At 64.0% G+C, this 18793-nt stretch carries 22 protein-coding genes; 16 read left to right on the forward strand and 6 right to left on the reverse strand.

Annotated elements, in window-relative coordinates:
- Window positions 1-13 precede the first annotated feature (13 nt).
- The 9 genes from hpf (at window position 14) to ACVOLL_RS02605 (ending at window position 7014) form a co-directional block, all read left to right on the forward strand.
- The gene (gene hpf, locus ACVOLL_RS02565) at window positions 14-328 is read left to right on the forward strand and encodes a ribosome hibernation-promoting factor, HPF/YfiA family (RefSeq protein ID WP_282267862.1); all 315 of its coding nucleotides are present in this window, start codon (window positions 14-16) and stop codon (window positions 326-328) included.
- 25 nt (window positions 329-353) lie between these two features.
- Window positions 354-806 (forward strand): PTS sugar transporter subunit IIA, encoded by a 453-nt coding sequence (locus ACVOLL_RS02570; protein ID WP_481511447.1) that lies wholly within the window; start codon window positions 354-356, stop codon window positions 804-806.
- Window positions 803-1753 carry an HPr(Ser) kinase/phosphatase gene (gene hprK / locus ACVOLL_RS02575; protein WP_481509320.1) on the forward strand — a complete coding sequence of 317 codons (951 nt, stop codon included), beginning with the start codon at window positions 803-805 and terminating at the stop codon, window positions 1751-1753. Before ACVOLL_RS02570 ends, hprK begins: the two co-directional genes overlap by 4 nt.
- Window positions 1750-2625: an RNase adapter RapZ gene (gene rapZ, locus ACVOLL_RS02580; RefSeq protein ID WP_481511448.1), complete on the forward strand. Its 876-nt coding sequence runs from the start codon at window positions 1750-1752 to the stop codon at window positions 2623-2625. Before hprK ends, rapZ begins: the two co-directional genes overlap by 4 nt.
- A gap of 98 nt (window positions 2626-2723) precedes the next feature.
- Window positions 2724-3116, forward strand: a complete 393-nt coding sequence (locus ACVOLL_RS02585; protein WP_481511449.1) for a PTS sugar transporter subunit IIA — start codon at window positions 2724-2726, stop codon at window positions 3114-3116.
- A complete protein-coding gene (locus tag ACVOLL_RS02590; RefSeq protein WP_481511450.1) occupies window positions 3109-3378 on the forward strand; it encodes an HPr family phosphocarrier protein in 270 nt (89 codons plus the stop codon). Before ACVOLL_RS02585 ends, ACVOLL_RS02590 begins: the two co-directional genes overlap by 8 nt.
- Window positions 3379-3427: 49 nt before the next feature.
- A complete protein-coding gene (ptsP, locus tag ACVOLL_RS02595) occupies window positions 3428-5146 on the forward strand; it encodes a phosphoenolpyruvate--protein phosphotransferase (RefSeq protein ID WP_481511451.1) in 1719 nt (572 codons plus the stop codon).
- A gap of 118 nt (window positions 5147-5264) precedes the next feature.
- Window positions 5265-6626 carry a magnesium transporter gene (gene mgtE / locus ACVOLL_RS02600; RefSeq protein ID WP_303749141.1) on the forward strand — a complete coding sequence of 454 codons (1362 nt, stop codon included), beginning with the start codon at window positions 5265-5267 and terminating at the stop codon, window positions 6624-6626.
- 124 nt (window positions 6627-6750) lie between these two features.
- Window positions 6751-7014 (forward strand): hypothetical protein, encoded by a 264-nt coding sequence (locus ACVOLL_RS02605; RefSeq protein WP_481511452.1) that lies wholly within the window; start codon window positions 6751-6753, stop codon window positions 7012-7014.
- A 228-nt stretch (window positions 7015-7242) separates the two neighbouring features.
- On the opposite strand, the gene ACVOLL_RS02610 is transcribed toward ACVOLL_RS02605, so the two are convergent.
- The 3 genes from ACVOLL_RS02610 to ACVOLL_RS02620 are packed head-to-tail and all read right to left on the reverse strand — an operon-like array spanning window position 7243 to window position 9237.
- Window positions 7243-8193, reverse strand: coding sequence for an aspartate carbamoyltransferase catalytic subunit (locus ACVOLL_RS02610; RefSeq protein WP_481511453.1), 951 nt, complete (start codon window positions 8191-8193; stop codon window positions 7243-7245).
- Between the two features lie 17 nt (window positions 8194-8210).
- Window positions 8211-8678 carry a Holliday junction resolvase RuvX gene (ruvX, locus tag ACVOLL_RS02615; RefSeq protein WP_296251643.1) on the reverse strand — a complete coding sequence of 156 codons (468 nt, stop codon included), beginning with the start codon at window positions 8676-8678 and terminating at the stop codon, window positions 8211-8213.
- Window positions 8671-9237 (reverse strand): YqgE/AlgH family protein, encoded by a 567-nt coding sequence (locus ACVOLL_RS02620; RefSeq protein WP_481511454.1) that lies wholly within the window; start codon window positions 9235-9237, stop codon window positions 8671-8673. Before ACVOLL_RS02620 ends, ruvX begins: the two co-directional genes overlap by 8 nt.
- 78 nt (window positions 9238-9315) lie before the next feature.
- Between ACVOLL_RS02620 and ACVOLL_RS02625 the strand changes: the two genes are divergently transcribed.
- Entirely contained in the window at window positions 9316-9852 is a 537-nt protein-coding gene (locus tag ACVOLL_RS02625; protein WP_481511455.1) for a DNA-3-methyladenine glycosylase I, read from the forward strand.
- 285 nt (window positions 9853-10137) lie between these two features.
- Here ACVOLL_RS02625 and ACVOLL_RS02630 read toward each other — a convergent pair whose 3' ends face one another.
- Both ACVOLL_RS02630 and ACVOLL_RS02635 read right to left on the reverse strand, forming a co-directional pair.
- Entirely contained in the window at window positions 10138-11268 is a 1131-nt protein-coding gene (locus ACVOLL_RS02630; protein WP_481511456.1) for a PilT/PilU family type 4a pilus ATPase, read from the reverse strand.
- 112 nt (window positions 11269-11380) lie between these two features.
- On the reverse strand, window positions 11381-12418 hold the full coding sequence (locus tag ACVOLL_RS02635; protein WP_296251652.1) for a type IV pilus twitching motility protein PilT: 1038 nt from the start codon (window positions 12416-12418) through the stop codon (window positions 11381-11383).
- 96 nt (window positions 12419-12514) lie between these two features.
- Here ACVOLL_RS02635 and ACVOLL_RS02640 point away from each other — a divergent pair, with 96 nt between their 5' ends.
- The 5 genes from ACVOLL_RS02640 to ACVOLL_RS02660 all read left to right on the forward strand — a co-directional run bounded on the left by ACVOLL_RS02640 (window position 12515) and on the right by ACVOLL_RS02660 (window position 16824).
- A complete protein-coding gene (locus ACVOLL_RS02640) occupies window positions 12515-13177 on the forward strand; it encodes a YggS family pyridoxal phosphate-dependent enzyme (protein ID WP_481511520.1) in 663 nt (220 codons plus the stop codon).
- 19 nt (window positions 13178-13196) lie between these two features.
- Window positions 13197-14042 (forward strand): pyrroline-5-carboxylate reductase, encoded by an 846-nt coding sequence (proC, locus tag ACVOLL_RS02645; RefSeq protein WP_481511457.1) that lies wholly within the window; start codon window positions 13197-13199, stop codon window positions 14040-14042.
- A 158-nt stretch (window positions 14043-14200) separates the two neighbouring features.
- Window positions 14201-14662 carry a DUF4426 domain-containing protein gene (locus tag ACVOLL_RS02650; RefSeq protein WP_481511458.1) on the forward strand — a complete coding sequence of 154 codons (462 nt, stop codon included), beginning with the start codon at window positions 14201-14203 and terminating at the stop codon, window positions 14660-14662.
- 272 nt (window positions 14663-14934) lie between these two features.
- The gene (locus ACVOLL_RS02655; protein ID WP_481511459.1) at window positions 14935-16335 is read left to right on the forward strand and encodes a phosphatase domain-containing putative toxin; all 1401 of its coding nucleotides are present in this window, start codon (window positions 14935-14937) and stop codon (window positions 16333-16335) included.
- An 81-nt stretch (window positions 16336-16416) separates the two neighbouring features.
- Window positions 16417-16824 carry a hypothetical protein gene (locus tag ACVOLL_RS02660; RefSeq protein WP_481511460.1) on the forward strand — a complete coding sequence of 136 codons (408 nt, stop codon included), beginning with the start codon at window positions 16417-16419 and terminating at the stop codon, window positions 16822-16824.
- A gap of 95 nt (window positions 16825-16919) precedes the next feature.
- On the opposite strand, the gene soxR is transcribed toward ACVOLL_RS02660, so the two are convergent.
- Window positions 16920-17354 (reverse strand): redox-sensitive transcriptional activator SoxR, encoded by a 435-nt coding sequence (gene soxR / locus ACVOLL_RS02665; RefSeq protein ID WP_481511461.1) that lies wholly within the window; start codon window positions 17352-17354, stop codon window positions 16920-16922.
- A gap of 74 nt (window positions 17355-17428) precedes the next feature.
- Between soxR and ACVOLL_RS02670 the strand changes: the two genes are divergently transcribed.
- Window positions 17429-18790, forward strand: a complete 1362-nt coding sequence (locus tag ACVOLL_RS02670) for an MFS transporter (protein WP_481511462.1) — start codon at window positions 17429-17431, stop codon at window positions 18788-18790.
- The last annotated feature ends 3 nt before the right edge of the window (window positions 18791-18793 follow it).

Consider the following 18793-nt stretch of genomic DNA (forward strand, 5'->3'; position numbering starts at 1 on the left):
CAGGAGGAATCCGATGCGTATCGAGACGTATGGCCAGCAAGTTGAAGTCACGCCTGCCCTGAAGGAGTACGTGGAAACAAAGCTGGAGCGGCTGGGTCGGCACTTCGACCAGCACTGCGAAGTACGAGTCCAGTTGTCCACCCGCAAGCCTGACTACCTCGTCGTCGCCACGGTGAATTTACCCGGGCGCACCCTGCACGCCGATGCTGCCGAACCCACCATGTACGCAGCCATCGACGTACTGGCCGACAAGCTCGACCGACTGGTCATAAAGCACAAGGAAAAGCATCTTCCCCACGCATCGCATGCTCTGCGCGACAATGGCTGATCTTTATACCCAGCCGTAAGCCAACATGCCGTTGACCGACCTGATGGCGGCCGTGAGTACCCAGGTACTCGCGGTCGCTGATCGAGACAGCACCCTGATTGCCGCTTCCCGCCTGCTTGCCTGTCGAGAGGCCGGTGCGGACAACCTTTTCTTAAGCCTGCGCGAACGTGAAAACGTCGGCAGCACCGCCATTGGCCACGGCATCGCCATCCCCCACGGGCGTTCGGAGACCTTGCAGGAGCCCCGCGGCGCCCTGCTACGGCTGCAGAATCCCGTTGATTTCGGCGGCGACGAACCGGTGGATCTGGTCTTCGCCATGGCCGTGCCAGCGCATTACACCCACCAACACCTGATGCTGCTGTCGGAGCTGGCGGAAATTTTCTCCGACCCCGACATCCGCCAGGCGCTGCGCGTTGCCCCCGATGCGCAGACCCTGAAGAACATCATCATCAACCCGCAGCAGGCGCGTAGCGGATGAATACCAGCATCACCGCCCAGGAACTCTTCGACCACCAGCGCGAGAAGCTCGACCTGCGCTGGGTCGCCGGCCATGCCGGTGCGCAACGTGAGCTGGAGGCCGGCAATACCGTCTCGCGCCGGCCCTCGCTGGCCGGCTACCTCAACACCATCTACCCCAATAAAGTGCAGATCCTCGGCACCGAGGAGCTGACCTGGCTGGATTCGCTGGATGCGCGCCAGCGCTGGGAAGTGATCGAGCGCATCATCCAGGCGCGGCCACTGGCGCTGGTGATCACCAAAAGCCATGGCTGCCCGGAAGACCTGCGCTCGGCCGCCGATGAATCGCAGACCCCGCTGTGGGTGTCGCCGCGGCGTGGCCATGAACTGCTCAACCACCTCAGCTACCACCTGGCCCGCACGCTGGCACCTCGGGTGATCCTGCATGGCGTATTCATGGAGATCTACTCCATCGGCGTGCTGATCACCGGCGAGGCCGGCTCGGGCAAGAGCGAGCTGGCCCTGGAACTGCTGTCACGCGGCCACCGCCTGGTCGCTGATGACGCGCCCGAATTCACCCAGATCGCCCCGGACGTACTCGACGGCACCTGCCCGGAGCTGCTGCAGGATCTGCTGGAGGTACGCGGGCTGGGCGTGCTCAATGTCCGTCAGATGTTCGGTGACACATCTGTAAAGAAGAACAAGTACCTTCGTCTCATCGTTCACCTGACCAAGCCGATGACCGAACCCAGCAGCTATGGCTATGAGCGCCTCACCGGCGATTCCGGCAAGCGTCACGTACTGGATCTGGACGTGCCGCTGATCACCCTGCCGGTGATGCCCGGACGCAATCTGGCCGTGCTGACCGAGGCCGCCACCCGCCTGCATATCCTGCGGACAAAGGGCATCGACCCGGCGGCGATGTTCATCGCCCGCCATAGCAACCTGCTGGAGCAACGCAGTCCATGAACACCCCTGCATCGGTACTGATCATCGTCAGTGGCTTGTCCGGCTCGGGCAAATCGGTGGCGTTGAAGACCTTTGAAGACCTGGACTACTACTGCTCGGACAACATCCCGGTAAACCTGCTGCCAGAATTCGTACGCGGTGTACTCGGCGAACGCGATGAGAACCGCCCACAGCGGCTGGTGGTCGGCATTGACGTGCGCGGCCGCAGCGATCTCAGCCAGCTGGCTACCTGGCGCAAGACCGCGCTGGATTACGGCATTGAGGCGCGCCTGCTGTTCTTCGAGGCCGACGACGACACCTTGCTGGCCCGCTACGCCGACACCCGCCGCCGGCACCCGTTGAGCCATCTGGGCCTGTCGCTGCCGGAAGCGATTGCCCGCGAACGCGAGCTGACCGCGCCACTGCGCCGCGAGGCCGATGCCATCATCGACACCACCCGCCTCAACGTGCACCAGCTTCGGCGCCGGGTAGTGACCGAGTTTGCCCTCAGCCACGAAAGCAAACTGTCGCTGCTGTTCGAGTCCTTCGCCTACAAGCGCGGCGTGCCCGCCGAAGCCGATTTCGTCTTCGACGCACGGGTGCTGCCCAATCCGCATTGGGACCCCGAGCTGCGCTCGCTGACCGGGCGCGACCGCGAAGTCCGCGAGTATCTGGATGCCCAACCCGACGTGGTGCGTTACGTCACCCAGCTGCAGGACCTGCTCGACACCTGGCTGCCCAAGCTGGGCAGCGAGACCCGCAGTTATGTCACCGTGGCCTTTGGCTGCACCGGCGGCAAACACCGTTCGGTCTACCTGGCCGAACGGCTGGCTCGGCATGCTCGCGAGCAGGGTTGGCAGGACGTGGCCACCTTCCATCGCGAACAGGATTGATGGGCCGCACATGCAATCACCGTGCATGTACTGAATGGCACACAGAAGACAGTTTTAAGCGCTATCGCGGACTTGCCCTGACCTGTTAACGTTCAGGGATGACCTGCGGCATTCTCCTAGTTACTCATACCGGTGTCGGCACTTCCCTGCTGGAAGTGACGACCGCCTTGTTGCGGCAACTGCCGCTGAAAACAGAAGCGTTCGAAGTGCCGTTCGACGCCGACCTGGATGCCCTGCTGCCCGCCGCCTCGGCGGCGATGCGCAGGGTGGAAGGTGATGGCGGCGTGTTGATACTGACCGATCTGTACGGTGCCAGCCCGAGCAATCTTGCCGGCAAGCTGGCCCGCTTGGGCACGCCTAGCCGGCGTGTATCGGGATTGAGTCTGGCGATGTTGCTGCGGGTAATGAACTATCCGGAACAGGGATTGGACCAACTGCCCGCCACTGCGGCGGCGGGCGCTCGCAATGGAGTCATCACCGACGATGCTTGAAAAAGAACTCATGGTTTCCAACCGGCTGGGGCTGCATGCCCGGGCCACCGCCAAACTGGTGCAGGTGCTGTCTGCCTTCCGCTCCAACGCCACGCTTGTGGCCAAGGGTCGCGAGGTCAACGCCAAAAGCATCATGGGCGTGATGTTGCTGGCTGCCGCCCAAGGCACGCCGGTAACGGTGCGCGTGGATGGCGAGGACGAGGCTGCCGCACTGGAGGCGGTTGCTGCACTGTTCGAGCGTCGTTTCGACGAGGACAGCTGATGCCGCAAGCCGCGCTCGCAGGTACAACCCTTGTGTGGAGCCGGCAACGGTGACCCGTTTGCTGGGCCTGCCTGCTTCCCGCGGCACCGCACTGGGCCGTGCCCGGGTGCGCCTGCCCCACGTGCAGGACATTGGTGAAAAGCGCGTCGCCGCCTCCGCGGTGGAACACGAGCTCGAGCGCCTGCATCGCGCCACCGATGCAGCCCGCCAGGAAATGCGTGATCTGCGCACCCGCCTGCAAGGCGCATTGCCGGCCGAGGTAGGCGAGTTCCTCGACCTGCATGCCATGCTGTTGGACGACCCCGAACTACTGACCGCGCTGGACGAGCTGGTGCGCAGCAAGCGTTATAGCGCCAGCCACGCCCTGCGCGTGCAGCGCGACCGTCTGGCGCAGGTGTTTGAAGGCATGGAAGATGCCTACCTGAAAAGCCGGATGGACGATCTGGACCATGTGATCGGCCGCATCCAGTCGTTCCTGCACAAGCGCACCACCAGCATGAAGGGGCTGGCCGGGGAAATCCTGGTCTGCGAGAACGTCGCTCCCTCGGAACTGGCCCAGCTGCAGTCGCAGGGCGTTGTCGGCATCGTCAGCAGTGCCGGCAGCGTGCTGTCGCATAGCGCCATCCTCGCCCGCAGCCTGCATATGCCGCTGGTGGTAGCCGCCAGTGCGGTGCTGCAGAAAGTCAGCGATGGCGACGTACTGATCCTGGACGGCGGCAGCGGCGAGCTGGTGGTCGATCCGGGCCCGGATGACCTGCGCCAATATCGCCTGCGCCAGCGCGAGCTGGCCCGCGAGCAACGCGAACTGGGCCGTTTGCGGGCCAAGCCCACCCGCACCCTCGATGGCGCGGAAATTACTCTGCTGGCCAATGCAGAGTCGCATGACGACGTCGCCCAGGCGCATGCGCTGGGCGCCCGTGGCCTGGGCCTGTACCGCACCGAATTCCTGTTCATGCAGCGCAACCAGCTGCCTGACGAAGAAGAACAGTTCCACGTCTACCGCGACACCGTGCTGGGCATGAGCGGGCGCCCGGTCACCATCCGTACCCTGGACCTGGGCGCGGACAAGGCCGACCGCACCGGGCTGGTGCTCAGCAGCGAAGAAAATCCCGCTTTGGGCCTGCGCGGCGTGCGCCTGTCACTTGCTCGGCCGAAAGTGTCCGACACCCAGCTGCGGGCGATCCTGCGTGCCTCCGGCTACGGCCCGCTGCGCATCCTGGTGCCGATGCTGACCACCCGTGAAGAAATCATGGCGGTACGGCGACGGCTGTCGCGGCTTGCCGCGATCCTGCGCAATGACGGTCATGAAGTGGCGGAGAACATTCCGGTCGGAGCGATGATCGAGGTCCCGGCAGCCGCAATCGCGCTGGAAACCTTCATCGACCAGGTCGACTTCCTGTCGATCGGCACCAACGACCTGGTCCAGTACCTGCTGGCCGCCGACCGCAACAATGACGCCGTGGCCGAGTTGTACTCGCCGCTGCATCCGGCAGTGCTGCGGCTGCTCTGGCAGGTGATTGAAACCGCGCAGCGGCATGACACGCCGGTGGCGGTGTGCGGTGAAATGGCAGGTGACGCGCAGATGACAACCCTGCTTCTAGCCTTGGGGCTGACCGAATTCAGTCTGCACCCGGCCACCTTGCTGGAAGTGCGACGTGCCATCCGTGAGGTGAACCTGGGCGAATTGCGGCTGCAGGCCCCGCAATTGTTGGCTGCACGCGACCGTCGCGGCATTGAACGCTGGATCACCAGCGTCGCCGGAAACTGATTTCGATAGCTGCGGTTGTATGCAAGCCCGCGCGTCGCGCGTGATAATGGCGGGCTAAACACCGCCGTTGGCGCCCAGCCGTCACGGACAGCGGCCATCACCATACCGGGAGCTGCGCATGGCTGAAGCCGTACGCCACGACAAGACCGCACGCCAGCTGCGCCTGCTTTCCGATGCATTGGACAGCGGCCGGCTAGGACCGGTACGTCGCCTGGTCAACACCTTGTCGCCGGCCGAGATCGGCAACCTGCTCGAATCGCTGCCGCCGGGAAAGCGCGAAGTGGTGTGGGGCCTGGTCGATGCCGAGGACGATGGCGAGGTACTGGTGCATGTCGGTGAAGACGTGCGCGAAAGCCTGCTGGCGGACATGGACGCGGACGAAATCATCGCCGCGGTCGAAGACCTGGACATCGACGATCTTGCCGACCTGGTCGAGGATCTGCCCGATACGGTCATCGACGAAGTGCTCAAATCGATGGACCGCGAGAACCGCGAGCGGCTCGAGCAGGTGCTGTCCTATCCGGAAGACACCGCCGGCCGTTTGATGAACCCTGACGTGGTCACCGTGCGTGCCGACGTCAACGTCGACGTGGTGCTGCGCTACCTGCGCCTGCGCGGCGAGCTGCCCGACCACACCGATCACCTGTTCGTGGTCAGCCGTCGCCACCAGTACCTGGGCCGTCTGTCGCTTGCTTCACTGGTCACCCACGAAGACACCACTCCGATCAACCGCCTGATCGACGACGAACAGCCGGCCATCGACGTGGGCGAGAGCGCCGACGAAGTGGCCCGCCAGTTCTCCGATCATGACTGGGTCTCGGCGCCGGTGGTGGACGACAACAACATCCTGATCGGCCGCATCACCATCGATGACGTGGTCGACATCATCCGTGGCCAGGCCGACCACCAGGCCCTGGGCGCGGCCGGCCTGGACGAGGACGAAGATCTGTTCAGCCCGGTCTGGCGTGCCATGCGCAGGCGCCTGATGTGGCTGTCGGTGAACCTCTGCACCGCCTTCCTCGCTTCCAGCGTGGTCGGTCATTTCGAAGGCACCATCGACAAGCTGGTCGCACTGGCGGTGCTGATGCCGATTGTCGCCGGCCTTGGCGGCAATGCAGGCACGCAGGTGCTCGCACTGATGATCCGTGGCCTGGCGCTGGGCCAGGTGGGCGCCTCCAATGCCCGCACCCTGCTGTGGAAAGAACTGCGCGTGGCCCTGCTCAATGGCGTCGTGCTGGGCACGGTGCTGGGCCTGATCGTATTGGCGTGGTTCCACATGCCCGGGCTGTCGCTGGTGATTGCGATCGCGCTGACCTTCAACCTGCTGTTTGCCGCATCCGCTGGCGTGCTGGTGCCGTTGACACTGAAGCGTCTGGGATTCGACCCTGCCCTGGCCAGCGGCATCTTCCTGACCGCGGTCACCGACTCGATGGGTTTCTTCACCTTCCTCGGCCTGGCCACGCTGGTGCTGCTGCACTGATTGTGGCTTGTTGAACCGTAGCCCGGGCAAGCGCCAGCACACCCATGGCTTCTCGCGAAGAACTCACGGGTGCGCTCACGCTTACCCGGGCTACACTTCACCGCCCTTGCTTCAGGCCTTACCCATGACCATCACTGTCAGCGATTACTACCAAACCGGCTGGCGCGAAGACCTGCACAACTGCCCTGCCTGCGAATGGAAAGGCAGCTCACGGCAGATGGAAATGGAACTGCACGACGAGCAGACCGAATACGCCTGCCCCGAATGCGAGTACCCGCTGCTGGTGGTTCAGCACCCGGACTTGGCCCAGGTGCAAGCAGCTGCCGCAGCCGGCAATGAAGAAGCGCAGCAACAGCTGGCAATCCTGGCAATGGCGCCGCGCGGCTAAGCGCACGCCAACACGCTGTAGTGCCGAGCCATGCTCGGCAGAGGCTTTCCCGGCAATGCCCCAGCCGAGCATGGCTCGGCTCTACAGTGGAACATCACCAGCAATCCCAACCTGCTGTTGTGGGAGCGGCGTAAGCCGCGAAGCTGGGAATGGTTGAAAGGCTTTAAGAGCCAACCCCTCCCCGGCCCTCCCCTCCGCCTTCGGCGCAAGGGAGGGAGACAGCATCGATCAGCCCAGCAGCGTTTCCAACACCGCCATGCGCACGGCAACGCCGTTGGCAACCTGGCGCAATACCCACGACTGCGGACCATCGGCCACTTCGTCGGTGACTTCCACGCCGCGATTGATCGGGCCCGGGTGCAGCACCGCCGCATCCTTGGCGGCGCGCTTCAGGCGCTCGCTGTTGAGGCCGTACTGGGCGTGGTACTGCTCCAGCGACGGCACCAGGCCTTCTTCCATGCGCTCGCGCTGCAGACGCAGCATCATCAGCGCATCAACGCCTTCCAGCATCGCGTCGAAATCCTGCCCGACCACACAGCCATCAAGGATTCCATCTTCCGGCAGCAGCGACTGTGGGCCGCAAACGCGGATCTCGCCCACGCCCAGGGTGCGCATCGCCTGCAGATCGGTACGCGCAACGCGTGAATGCTTCACGTCGCCAACGATCACCACTTTCAATTTGGAGAAATCGCCGCCCTTGGCCTGACGCAGGGTCAGCATGTCGAGCAAGCCCTGGGTCGGATGCGCGCTGCGACCATCGCCAGCATTGATCAGCGCGGTGCCTTCACCAGCCACGCCAGCCAGTTCGGCGACGGCGCCATCGTCCGGGTGGCGCACGATGAAACCACGCACGCCCATCGCTTCCAGATTCTTCAGCGTGTCGCAGGCGGTCTCGCCCTTGCGCGCGGAAGACGTGGACGCATCGAAATTCAATACGTCGGCTCCCAGCCGCTGCGCCGCCAGCTGGAACGAGCTGCGGGTGCGGGTGGAGGGCTCGAAGAACAGGGTGCAGACGCCGGTACCAGCCAGCACCGCGCGCTTGTTGTTGATCCGGCCAACCGCGGCATCACGGATCTGACCAGCACGGTCGAGCAGCTGCAGCAGGGTTTCTCGCGGCAAGCCATCCAGGGTCAGCAGGTGGCGCAGGCGTCCTTGGTCATCAAGTTGCGAAGCGGTCATGGCAGGGTCTTCGACAGTCAGGAAATAGGGGTGGCTTCGTGCGGCGCCGACAACCAGCGCTCGATGATGACGGCGGCGGCAACGGCGTCGAGGTTGGCGGCATCGCGGCGGCGCTTGCGGCCTTCGGCGCGCTCCACGGCGAAACGCTGCGCGGCCTCGACCGAGCTGGAGCGCTCATCCACCAACAATACCGGCACTTTGTAGCGCTGCTGCAGCTGCCGGGCAAAGGCATGCGCGCGCTTGCGGTTGGGCTGGTCTTCGCCTTCCAGGGTGAGCGGATCGCCGACGATCATGCCTTGCGGCCGCCATTCCTTGTGCAGCTTGTCCAGCGCGTTCCAGTCCGGGCCATTCCCATGCACATCGACGACCGCGATCGCACGCGCGCCGACGCCCAGCGAGCTGCCAATGGCAACGCCGATGCGACGCGAGCCAACATCGAAGCCCAGTACCGTGCTGCTGGTGGAAAGTGTGTTGGACTCAAGCACGGCCGCTGTATCCGGTGACCAGGAACAGATCAACGCCGATGCGCGCGCCGGCCAGCTGCCAGCGCTCGTCCAGGGGCGTTTCGAACAGCACGGCGGCGTCGGCAGGCACGGTCAGCCAGCTGTTTTCCGCCAGCTCCTGCTCCAATTGCCCTTCACTCCAGCCAGCACAGCCGAGCGTGACCAGGGCGTTGCGCGGGCCTTCGCCGCGAGCCATGGCTTCGAGGATGTCACGGGACGTGGTCAGGTAGAGGCCATCGCCCACCTTCAGGCTGGAATCCCATGCGCGGGCGTCGTCATGGATGACGAAACCGCGCTCGGTGTGCACCGGGCCGCCATTGAGCACCGGCACGGCGCGCAGGTCGCCATCGTCGGTATCGATCGCCATCTGCGCGAACACATCGCCCAGGGTGAAATCGGAGGGCTGGTTGACCACGACGCCCATGGCGCCGTTTTCGTCGTGCTGGCAGATCAAGGCCACGCTACGCGCGAACTGGGGGTCGACCAGCGACGGCAAAGCCACCAGCAGGTGATTGGAAAGAGGGGGCGACAGCGCAGACATGTCCGCATTCTACCGGCTGCCGCTGCCTGACGCTTCGCAGGGGGCGATAATCGGGGCTTCCTTAACGCGGAAACGCCCATGACCTACTACTGTGACTTCGCCCCGGGCCACCCCGTGCACGGGCCGTACCACGAGAACGAGTATGGCTTCCCGCAGCGCGACGAACGCGAGCTCTTCGAGCGCCTGCTACTGGAAATCAACCAGGCCGGCCTGAGCTGGGAAACCATCCTGCGCAAGCGCGAAGGCTTCCGCAGCGCCTACAGCGGCTTCGACGTGGATGCGGTGGCGGCCTATGGCGAGGCGGATATCGCCCGCCTGCTGGCCGATGCCAGCATCATCCGCAACCGGCTCAAGGTGGCAGCGGCGATCCACAACGCGCAGGTGATCCAGGGACTGCGCGCGTCGCATGGCGGCTTTGCCAAGTGGCTGGATGCGCATCATCCACTGCCCAAGGTGGACTGGGTGAAGCTGTTCAAGAAGACCTTCCGGTTTACTGGCGGCGAGATCACCGGCGAATTTTTGATGAGCCTGGGCTATCTGCCGGGGGCACACCGGGAGGATTGCCCGGTGATGGTGAAGATTGCGGCGATTGGGCCGGCGTGGATGGGGCGGTAATTTGCCTGGATGGTGATGGTTTGAGCGCGAGCTGTAAGCAACAGCAAGAGCACCCCTCCCCGGCCCTCCCCTTCGCTACGCGAAAGGGAGGGGGAAAGGCGGCCTCCGCCAAGATTTCGGCTTCGGCTTCGGCTTCGGCTTTCGCTTTGGCTCGGCCTTGGCCCCTCCCTTTCGTGCAGCGAAGGGGAGTGTTCGGGAGGGGTGCTGTTGATCTTGCCCACCTAAACCCCAAACAAAAAGCCGCCCCAAAAGGAGCGGCTTTTCAAATAACCAAGCCCACCAGACTCAGCGAACCTCGGCAATCTCCACGCCATCCAGACCTTGCGACAAGGTCTTGGCGTCACCACCCTGCGACAGCTTGATGCGCAGGCGCACTTCGTTCTGCGAGTCGGCGTAACGCAAAGCGTCGTCGTAGCTGATCTCGCCGGCCTGGTACAGCTCGAACAGGCTCTGGTCGAAGGTCTTCATGCCCAACTGGACGGAATCCTTCATCACTTCCTTCAACTTGTGCACTTCGCCGTCGCGGATGTAGTCCTGCACCAGCGGCGTGCCCAGCAGGATTTCCATCGCCACGCGGCGGTTCTTGCCGTCCGGTGTCGGTACCAACTGCTGTGCGACCACGCCTTTCAGGTTCAGCGACAAGTCCATCAGCAGCTGATTGCGGCGATCTTCCGGGAAGAAGTTGATGATGCGGTCCATCGCCTGGTTGGCGTTGTTGGCGTGCAGCGTGGCCAGCACCAGGTGACCGGTTTCTGCAAATGCCACCGCGTGATCCATGCCCTCGCGGGTACGGATTTCGCCGATCATGATCACGTCCGGCGCCTGCCGCAGCGTGTTCTTCAGCGCCGCTTCCCAGCTGTCGGTATCGATGCCAACTTCGCGCTGGGTGACGATGCAGCCTTCGTGTTTGTGCACGAATTCGATCGGGTCTTCGATGGTGATGATGTGGCCGGTCGAGTTCTGGTTGCGGTATCCGATCATCGCCGCCAGTGAGGTCGACTTGCCGGTACCGGTGGCGCCGACGAACAGGATGATGCCGCGCTTGGTCATGGCCAGCGTCTTGACCACTGGCGGCAGGCTCAGCTCTTCCACAGTGGGAATGCGCGTCTCGATGCGACGCAGCACCATGCCCACCTGGTTGCGCTGGTAGAAGCAGCTCACACGGAAGCGACCCACGCCGGATACGCCAATGGCGAAGTTGCATTCGTGGGTTTTTTCGAATTCCTCGCGCTGCGCCGGCGTCATCACGTTGAGCACCATGTCGCGGCTTTGCTGCGCCGTCAGGGGTGTCTGGGTGATCGGCGACAGCTTGCCGTTGACCTTCATCGACGGCGGCATGCCGGCGGTGATGAACAGGTCCGACGCCTTCTGGTGCGCCATCAGCTTGAGGAACGAGGTGAAATCAATAGTGCTCATGTCTGGCTCCCGATGGAGAGCCGGGACAGGGCGTGGGATGACCCCATCGCGCCCCGTCGATTCCGGCTTTTGCGAATCCCGAATTCCGAATCTCTAATCCCGAAACCTGGAATTACTCGAACAGACGCTTGTCCTTGGCGTATTCCTTGGCCTGGTTGCGCGTGACCAGGCTGCGCTTGACCAGATCCTGCAGGTTCTGGTCCAGCGTCTGCATGCCCACCTGCTGACCGGTCTGGATGGACGAGTACATCTGCGCCACCTTGTCTTCGCGGATCAGGTTACGGATGGCCGGTGTTGCCACCATGATTTCGTGCGAGGCCACACGGCCGCCACCGACGCGCTTGAGCAGTGCCTGCGAAATCACTGCACGCAGCGACTCGGACAGCATCGAGCGCACCATCGGCTTTTCGCCAGCCGGGAACACGTCGATGATACGGTCGATGGTCTTGGCCGCCGAGCTGGTATGCAGGGTGCCGAACACCAGGTGACCAGTTTCTGCCGCGGTCAGTGCCAGACGGATGGTCTCAAGGTCACGCAATTCGCCGACCAGGATGATGTCCGGGTCTTCACGCAGCGCCGAGCGCAGGGCTTCGTTGAAGCCGTGCGTATCGCGGTGCACTTCGCGCTGGTTGATCAGGCACTTCTGCGAGGTGTGCACGAATTCGATCGGATCCTCGACAGTGAGGATGTGACCGTATTCGTTCTTGTTGATGTGATCGATCATCGCCGCCAGCGTGGTCGACTTGCCCGAACCAGTCGGGCCGGTGACCAGGATCAGACCCTGCGGCTGCTCGATCAACTCACGGAAGATCGGCGGGCAGGCCAGGTCTTCCAGCGTCAGCACTTCCGAGGGAATGGTACGGAACACCGCACCGGCACCACGGTTCTGGTTGAACGCATTGACACGGAAGCGCGCCAGCGAGGGAATCTCGAACGAGAAGTCGACCTCGAGGAACTCTTCGTAATCACGCCGCTGCTTGTCCGACATGATGTCGTACACCAGCGCATGCACTTGTTTGTGGTCCAGCGCCGGGATGTTGATGCGACGGACGTCACCGTCCACACGGATCATCGGCGGCAGGCCGGCGGAAAGATGTAAGTCCGAGGCCTTGTTCTTGACCGAGAACGCCAAAAGTTCAGCGATGTCCATACGCGCTCTGTCCCCTGCGTTGCGAGTATATGTAAGGTGTTTCCCCTGGCAGGCAGTATAAGCCTTCCCACGCAAGAGGTAGATGCTTTGCAAACCGTGTCTTTGGCCACCCTCCGGCAGCAGATCGACGCTGCTTCCAGCCCCTCCCGGGCAGTCCGCCTGCTGGCCGTTTCCAAGCTGCAGCCGGCCGCTGCCGTGGCCGCTCTGGCCGCCCAAGGACAGCGCGCCTTTGGTGAAAACTACGTGCAGGAAGCCGCCGCCAAGACCGCCGAGCTGGCCGAACTGGGCCTGGAGTGGCACCTGATCGGCCACCTGCAGTCCAACAAGGCCGAGCTGGCTGCCCAGATCTTCGATTGGGTGCAGACCGTGGACCGGGGCAAGCTGGTCAACGCTCTGGCCAAGGGCCGCCCGGCCGCTTTGCCCCTCCTCAATGTGCTGATCCAGGTCAACATCGACGACGAGGACAGCAAGCATGGTTGCACCCCGGAGCAGGTCGCTGCACTGGCCGCAGCTGTCGCCAAGGAGCCACGGCTCTGCCTGCGCGGCCTGATGGCGATCCCCGCGCCGTTCCCGGAAGCGACCAAACGCCAGGCCGCGTTCGCACGGATGCAGGCCTTGTTTACCGACCTGGCCGCGCAGTACCCGCAGGTCGATACACTTTCGATGGGCATGAGCAGTGACTTTGCCGAAGCCATCGCCGCCGGCTCGACCATGGTCCGGGTCGGCACCGCCTTGTTCGGCCAACGCCCTTCCCCTTGATCGCACCGAGATTGGATTGATGAGCAGCAACCCGCACGCAGACCTTCCCGACACTGATGTCGCCTTCATCGGCGGCGGCAACATGGCGCGCAGCCTGATCGCCGGCTTGTTGCGGCGCGGCATGGCCGCCCCCCGCATCCATGTCGCCGAGCCGGTCACCGCCCTGCGCGAGGCGCTGGCGCAGGACTTCGGCGTACGTACCTACGAGGCGGCCAATGACGCCGCCAGCCATGCCGGACTGTGGCTGATGGCGGTCAAACCGCAGGTGATGCGCACGGTCTGCGAAGCCTTGAGCCCGATCGCCGCTGCCCAGCAGCCGGTGGTCGCCTCGATCGCCGCCGGTATCACCGCTGCGCAGCTGGAACGCTGGCTGGGTGGCAATCAGGCCATCGTCCGCGCCATGCCCAACACCCCTGCCCTGCTCGGCGCCGGCGTCACCGGCCTGTTCGCCAACCCGCGCGTCTCCGCCGCCCAGCGAGCGCAGACCGAACAGGTACTGGCCAGTGCCGGCCGCACCGTCTGGATCGAGAACGAAGGGCTGATGGACGCGGTAACCGCCGTCTCCGGCAGCGGCCCGGCCTATGTATTCCTGCTCGCCGAGGCGATGGAAGCCGCAGCACTGGAACAAGGCCTGCCGGCGGACGCGGCCCGCACGCTGGTACTGGATACCGTACTCGGTGCCGCGCGCATGCTGACCGAAGCCGGTGAAGCCCCAGCTGAGCTACGCCGCCGCGTAACCTCGCCGGGCGGCACCACCCAGGCAGCCATCGAAACCTTCCTGGCCGGCGGCTTTGAAACGCTGACCGCGAAGGCCATCGATGCCGCAGCGAAGCGTGGCAAGGAGCTGTCTGCTGCGAACGATTGAGTAGTAAGAACTCTGCAGTTCGCAAGCAGTGCCAAGCCCCTCTCCCCTCGTGGGAGAGGGTTGGGGAGAGGGGGCAAGGCGAAGCCTTGTCGCTTCTGAACCCTCAGAAAGAAGTCTCCGTCCAACAACCAACACCACAGCTAATGGAGCAATCCACCATGCCCCGGTTCGCCCTAACGCTGTCCTCCACCCTGCTACTCACTCTTGCCGCCTGCTCTGCGGAACCCTCCCCGCGCGCAGCCGTCATCCAGCAATCGCAACCCAGCCACGCCGATCTCGGCAAGCTGCGCGTGCACTACAACCTGCTGCCTACGCTGGCCATGAACGACGCCGTAGCCCGCAGCTACCAGGTGCAGCGCGAAGCCAACCGCGCCCTGCTTGTCGTCGCCTTGCGACAACTGGCACAGGGCGAAGAACTGCCAGCCGAAGGCAAGGTACAAGCCATCGCCACCGATCTTTCCGGCAAGCGCCAACAGATTGACTTGCGTGCGGTGCGTACCGGTTCCTATACCGACCTGATCGGTGTACTCGACGCGCATCCACGCGATCAACTGCGCGTGGATCTGCAGATAAGCGCGGAGGCAGGTGCGGGAAACGTTCGCTTCGAACGAAATTTCTGAATCCCGCTGAAACAATAAGCATCGTCTTGTTTGTTGTTTCAGCGCTGCATTTCGCTTTGAAATGGCCCTGGGAAAAGCGCGCATTTCCTTTCCCAATCAACTCGATATGACATCACAACCGATGTCGCATTGCGGCGTGCACTGCTGATGTGCTGTGCCCGTGCACGTCGCAAAGTCAAATTGACATGCAAGTGATGCAAACGATACTGGCCGCCTTTCCAATTCCGCGCGCGCCTGGGAAATGCAGTCTGCGCCGGACAAAGTGATGTCCCTTGCCAGCTGACAACTCCCCCTCATCGTTGCTGCAGCTGCAAGGCTGGGGCATGCGCCGTGGCCAACGCACCGTGTTGGCCAGCATTGATCTGAGCATCAGCGGCACCGGCATCGTGGTATTGATGGGCCCAGGTGGCACCGGCAAGTCTTCATTGCTGCAGGCGCTGTCCGGCCAAAGCAACGCACATGGCGAGCGCTGGGGCACGCTGCTGTTCCAGGGCGCACCGTTGGAGGCAGCAACGCAGCCGCCAGTACTGGTGCAACAGCATGCACGCGAACTTGGCTTCAGCGTGCTGGAAAACCTCAGCGCCGCGCTGCGCCCGCAAGCGGGCAACAAGCCGCAGGCATTGCGCGAAGAAATCGACGCGCGCCTGCAAGCCTTGGGCACCACTGCCGTGGCCGCACATCTGCAGCACAGGGTGATCGATCTACCACGCGGACTGGCCCGGCAAGTCGCCATCCTGCGCGCCGCCTTCAGCGGCAGCGCGGTGTTGCTGATCGACGAGCCCACCAGCGAGCTGGAGCCTGCAGATGCCGAAGCAGTGCTCAAGCTGATTGAACGCCTGTCTGACAACCACTGCTGTCTGGTCAGCCTGCACCATCAAGGCCATGCCCGACGTATAGCGTCACGAGTGATCCTGCTGGCCGGCGGCCATGTGCAGGTTGATGCGCCGGTAGATGCCTTCTTTGCCAATAGCAGCAAACACCCGGTGCTGGCGCAGTTCCTGCGCACCGGCAGCTGCCATGTGCCGGCGCCGGATGCGCGTGCCGAGGAACTGGCTGACGGTGTGGCTGCGCCCGCACCGGTTGTCATCGCTGAAAGAACACCAAGCCGGCCTGTCAACGCTGCGGCCGAAACGTCCTTTCCTCGTCCGCTGCAAGTGTCTACACCAGCACCGGTCCGTCTTTCCGCCACGCCGTCACGGCGCGGCCCAAACGGCTTCCATTGGCTGGTACCGGGCAAGCTAGCCGGCTGTCCGATGCCGGGTGTGGTATTCGCTATCGATCACGATCTCGCGCTGTTGCGCGGCATGGGTGTAACCGTGCTGGTCAACCTCACCGAGCGCGAGATGTCCGCCGACCGGCTGGCACCATACGGCCTGCGCAGCTATCACCTGGGCATCGCCGACCGCGGCGCGCCGCCGCTGCTGTGGGCCAAGCTGCTGCTGGCCAAGATCGAGGTGATGTTGCGCGAAGGCGAAGTGGTTGCCGTGCATTGTCTGGCCGGGCTCGGCCGCACCGGCTTGGTGCTGGCGGGCTGGCTGATCCGCGAAGGGCTGACCGCCGATGAAGCACTGCGCCGCCTGCGCACGCTGGACCCGGGTTTCGTGCAGTCGCAGGAGCAGGAAGACCTGCTGCATGCGCTGGAAGAGAACCTGCTGATCCGCGCCTGCGATTGATCAAACCTTGAGTGATGCCGGGTCGCACTGCGGCCTTCGGGCATCGCTTTTCCTTTTCTCCCCCTTCCGCAAGGATCCCCCATGTCCCTCGACACCACCCTGCAGCAATCCGTCGCCACCATCCCCGAATGCCTGGCCGCCGGCTACGTTGATATCAGCTCCGGCATGCTGCTCTCGGTACGCACCGTCGACTCACATCCGCGCGAAGTGTTGGATCTGGTTGCCGCTGCCACCGCCGATCTGTACCAGGGCCCGAACATCCGCAGCATCGAGCAGATGTTCCGCCGCGCACGTGGTCTGGAAGATCAGGAAGGCGCGCATTACTTCCAGGAAATCATCGTCAACAGCGAAAACCTGATCCACATCTTCATGCGCGGCAAGCGCTACCCGGATTACGTGATGGTCTTCGTCTGCCGCCGCACCGCCAACCTCGGCATGGTGTTGACCCGCTCGCGTTTGGCGATGCCGCTGATCGAAGCGGAAATCTGATGCATCCGGGCCACGCGCTGTGGCCCGGGCTGCAACGCGCTGCTGGTGTGTCCATTGGATACCCAGCAGCTTGCTAGCCGCCTGGCGATTTAAACCTAGCCGACCCGCTGTGGACCTTCGCCTTGCTGCCCCAGCACATCCTGCGGATTCAGCAGCCCGCAGCGCTTCAACGACAGACAGCCGCAGCCAATGCAATCGCTGAGCTGGTCACGCATGAACTGCAGCGTTGCGATGCGCTCGTCCAGCTCCTTGCGCCAGCGCGCCGACATCCTTGCCCAGTCAGCCTTTGTGGGCGCGCGCCCTTCCGGCAGTTCGGCCAGGCGCTCGGCCACCGCCTGCAGCGGCATGCCCACCCGCTGCGCGGCCTGGATCAGTGCCAAACGTCGCAGCACATCACTCTGGAATCTTCGCTGGTTACCGGCCGTGCGCTGGCTGTGGATCAGTCCCTTGCGCTCATAGAAGTGCAATGCCGACACCGCAACACCGCTGCGCCGGGCCACTTCACCTACACTCAGTTCCCGCGTGGACATCACTTGACCTAAACCATGGTTGAGGTGTGATGCTGCACGCCCCCCAGCCGCAACTCAAGCAGCAGCGTCGCATCATGAGTTCCCAAAGCATCGCCTCAACCCAAACAGCAAGTACTTCCATCCTCGCACCGCAGTACCGTGCCACCACCTTCGGCATGGTCGCGCTGATCTCGCTGATCGCCTTTGAAGCGTTGGCCGTGGCGGCCGCCATGCCCAGCGTGGCGCAGGCCTTGGACGGGCTGCGCCTGTATGCGTTGGCCTTCGGCGGCGCCCTGGCCACCAGCGTGATCGGCATGACCCTGGCCGGCCGCATGTGCGACCAGCAAGGTCCGGCGCGGCCGTTGTGGCTGGGCCTGTGCAGCTTCCTGATTGGGCTGTTGCTGGCCGGTTTGGCACCGCGCATGGATGTATTGATCGTCGGCCGCCTGCTGCAGGGCGTCGGCATCGGCGCGATCTCCGTGTCGCTGTATGTGCTGGTGGCGCGTACCTATCCGGAAGCGCTGCGGCCGAAAGTGTTCGCAGCCTTCTCCGCCGGTTGGGTGGTGCCTTCGCTGATCGGCCCGGGTCTGAGCGGCTTGATCGTGCAGCACCTGAGCTGGCGCTGGGTCTTCCTCATCGTGCCGGTGCTGGCCTTGCCGGCGGCATGGCTGCTGTTGCCGGCACTGCGCAGCACCCACACCAGCATCCGCCGCGATGTCGAGCAACGGCCGGTGGTGCGCTGGGCGATAGGCACGGCGCTGGCCGCGCTGCTGCTGTATGTCGGAGGACAGCTGCAAGGCATGCAGGCGCTGGCGGTAATGACGGCAGCAGTGATCGCACTGATCTTCTGCGCGCGCCACCTGCTGCCCAGCGGCAGCTTGCTCCTGCGCCGTGGCCTGCCCAGCGTGATTGCCTTGCGCGGCATTGCCGCCTCGGCGTTCTTTGGCGCTGAAGCCTTCCTGCCTCTGCTGCTGCAGCGCGAGCGCGACCTGTCGCCGCTGTGGGCCGGTGCTGCACTGAGTCTGGGCGCGCTGGGCTGGTTCTCCGGCTCATGGCTGCAAGGCCACCAGCACTTCGGCTGGCGCCGCACGCACATGCTGCAGGTCGGCACCTGGCTGATGCTGGCTGGTCTGCTGATCACCGTGCTCACGTTGTATCCGGGCGTGCCGTTGATGCTGGCGCTTGCCGGCTGGGCGCTTACCGGCCTGGGCATGGGCCTGATCTACCCCAGCCTGTCGGTACTGACCTTGTCGCTGTCAGCGCCGCACGAGCAAGGTGCCAACAGCTCGGCCTTGCAGCTGAGCGAAGGCATCGCCGTCGCCTCGACGCTGGCGATCTCCGGCTCGCTGTTCGCCGCAACGGTCGGTGGCAATGAAACCACCGGCTATCTGCTGTGCTTCGTAGTGACGTTGCTGTTGGCCGGATTGACAACCGTGGTCGGGCGCAGAATTGGTTGAGCA

The sequence above is a fragment of the Stenotrophomonas sp. STEN035 genome (assembly GCF_056759935.1).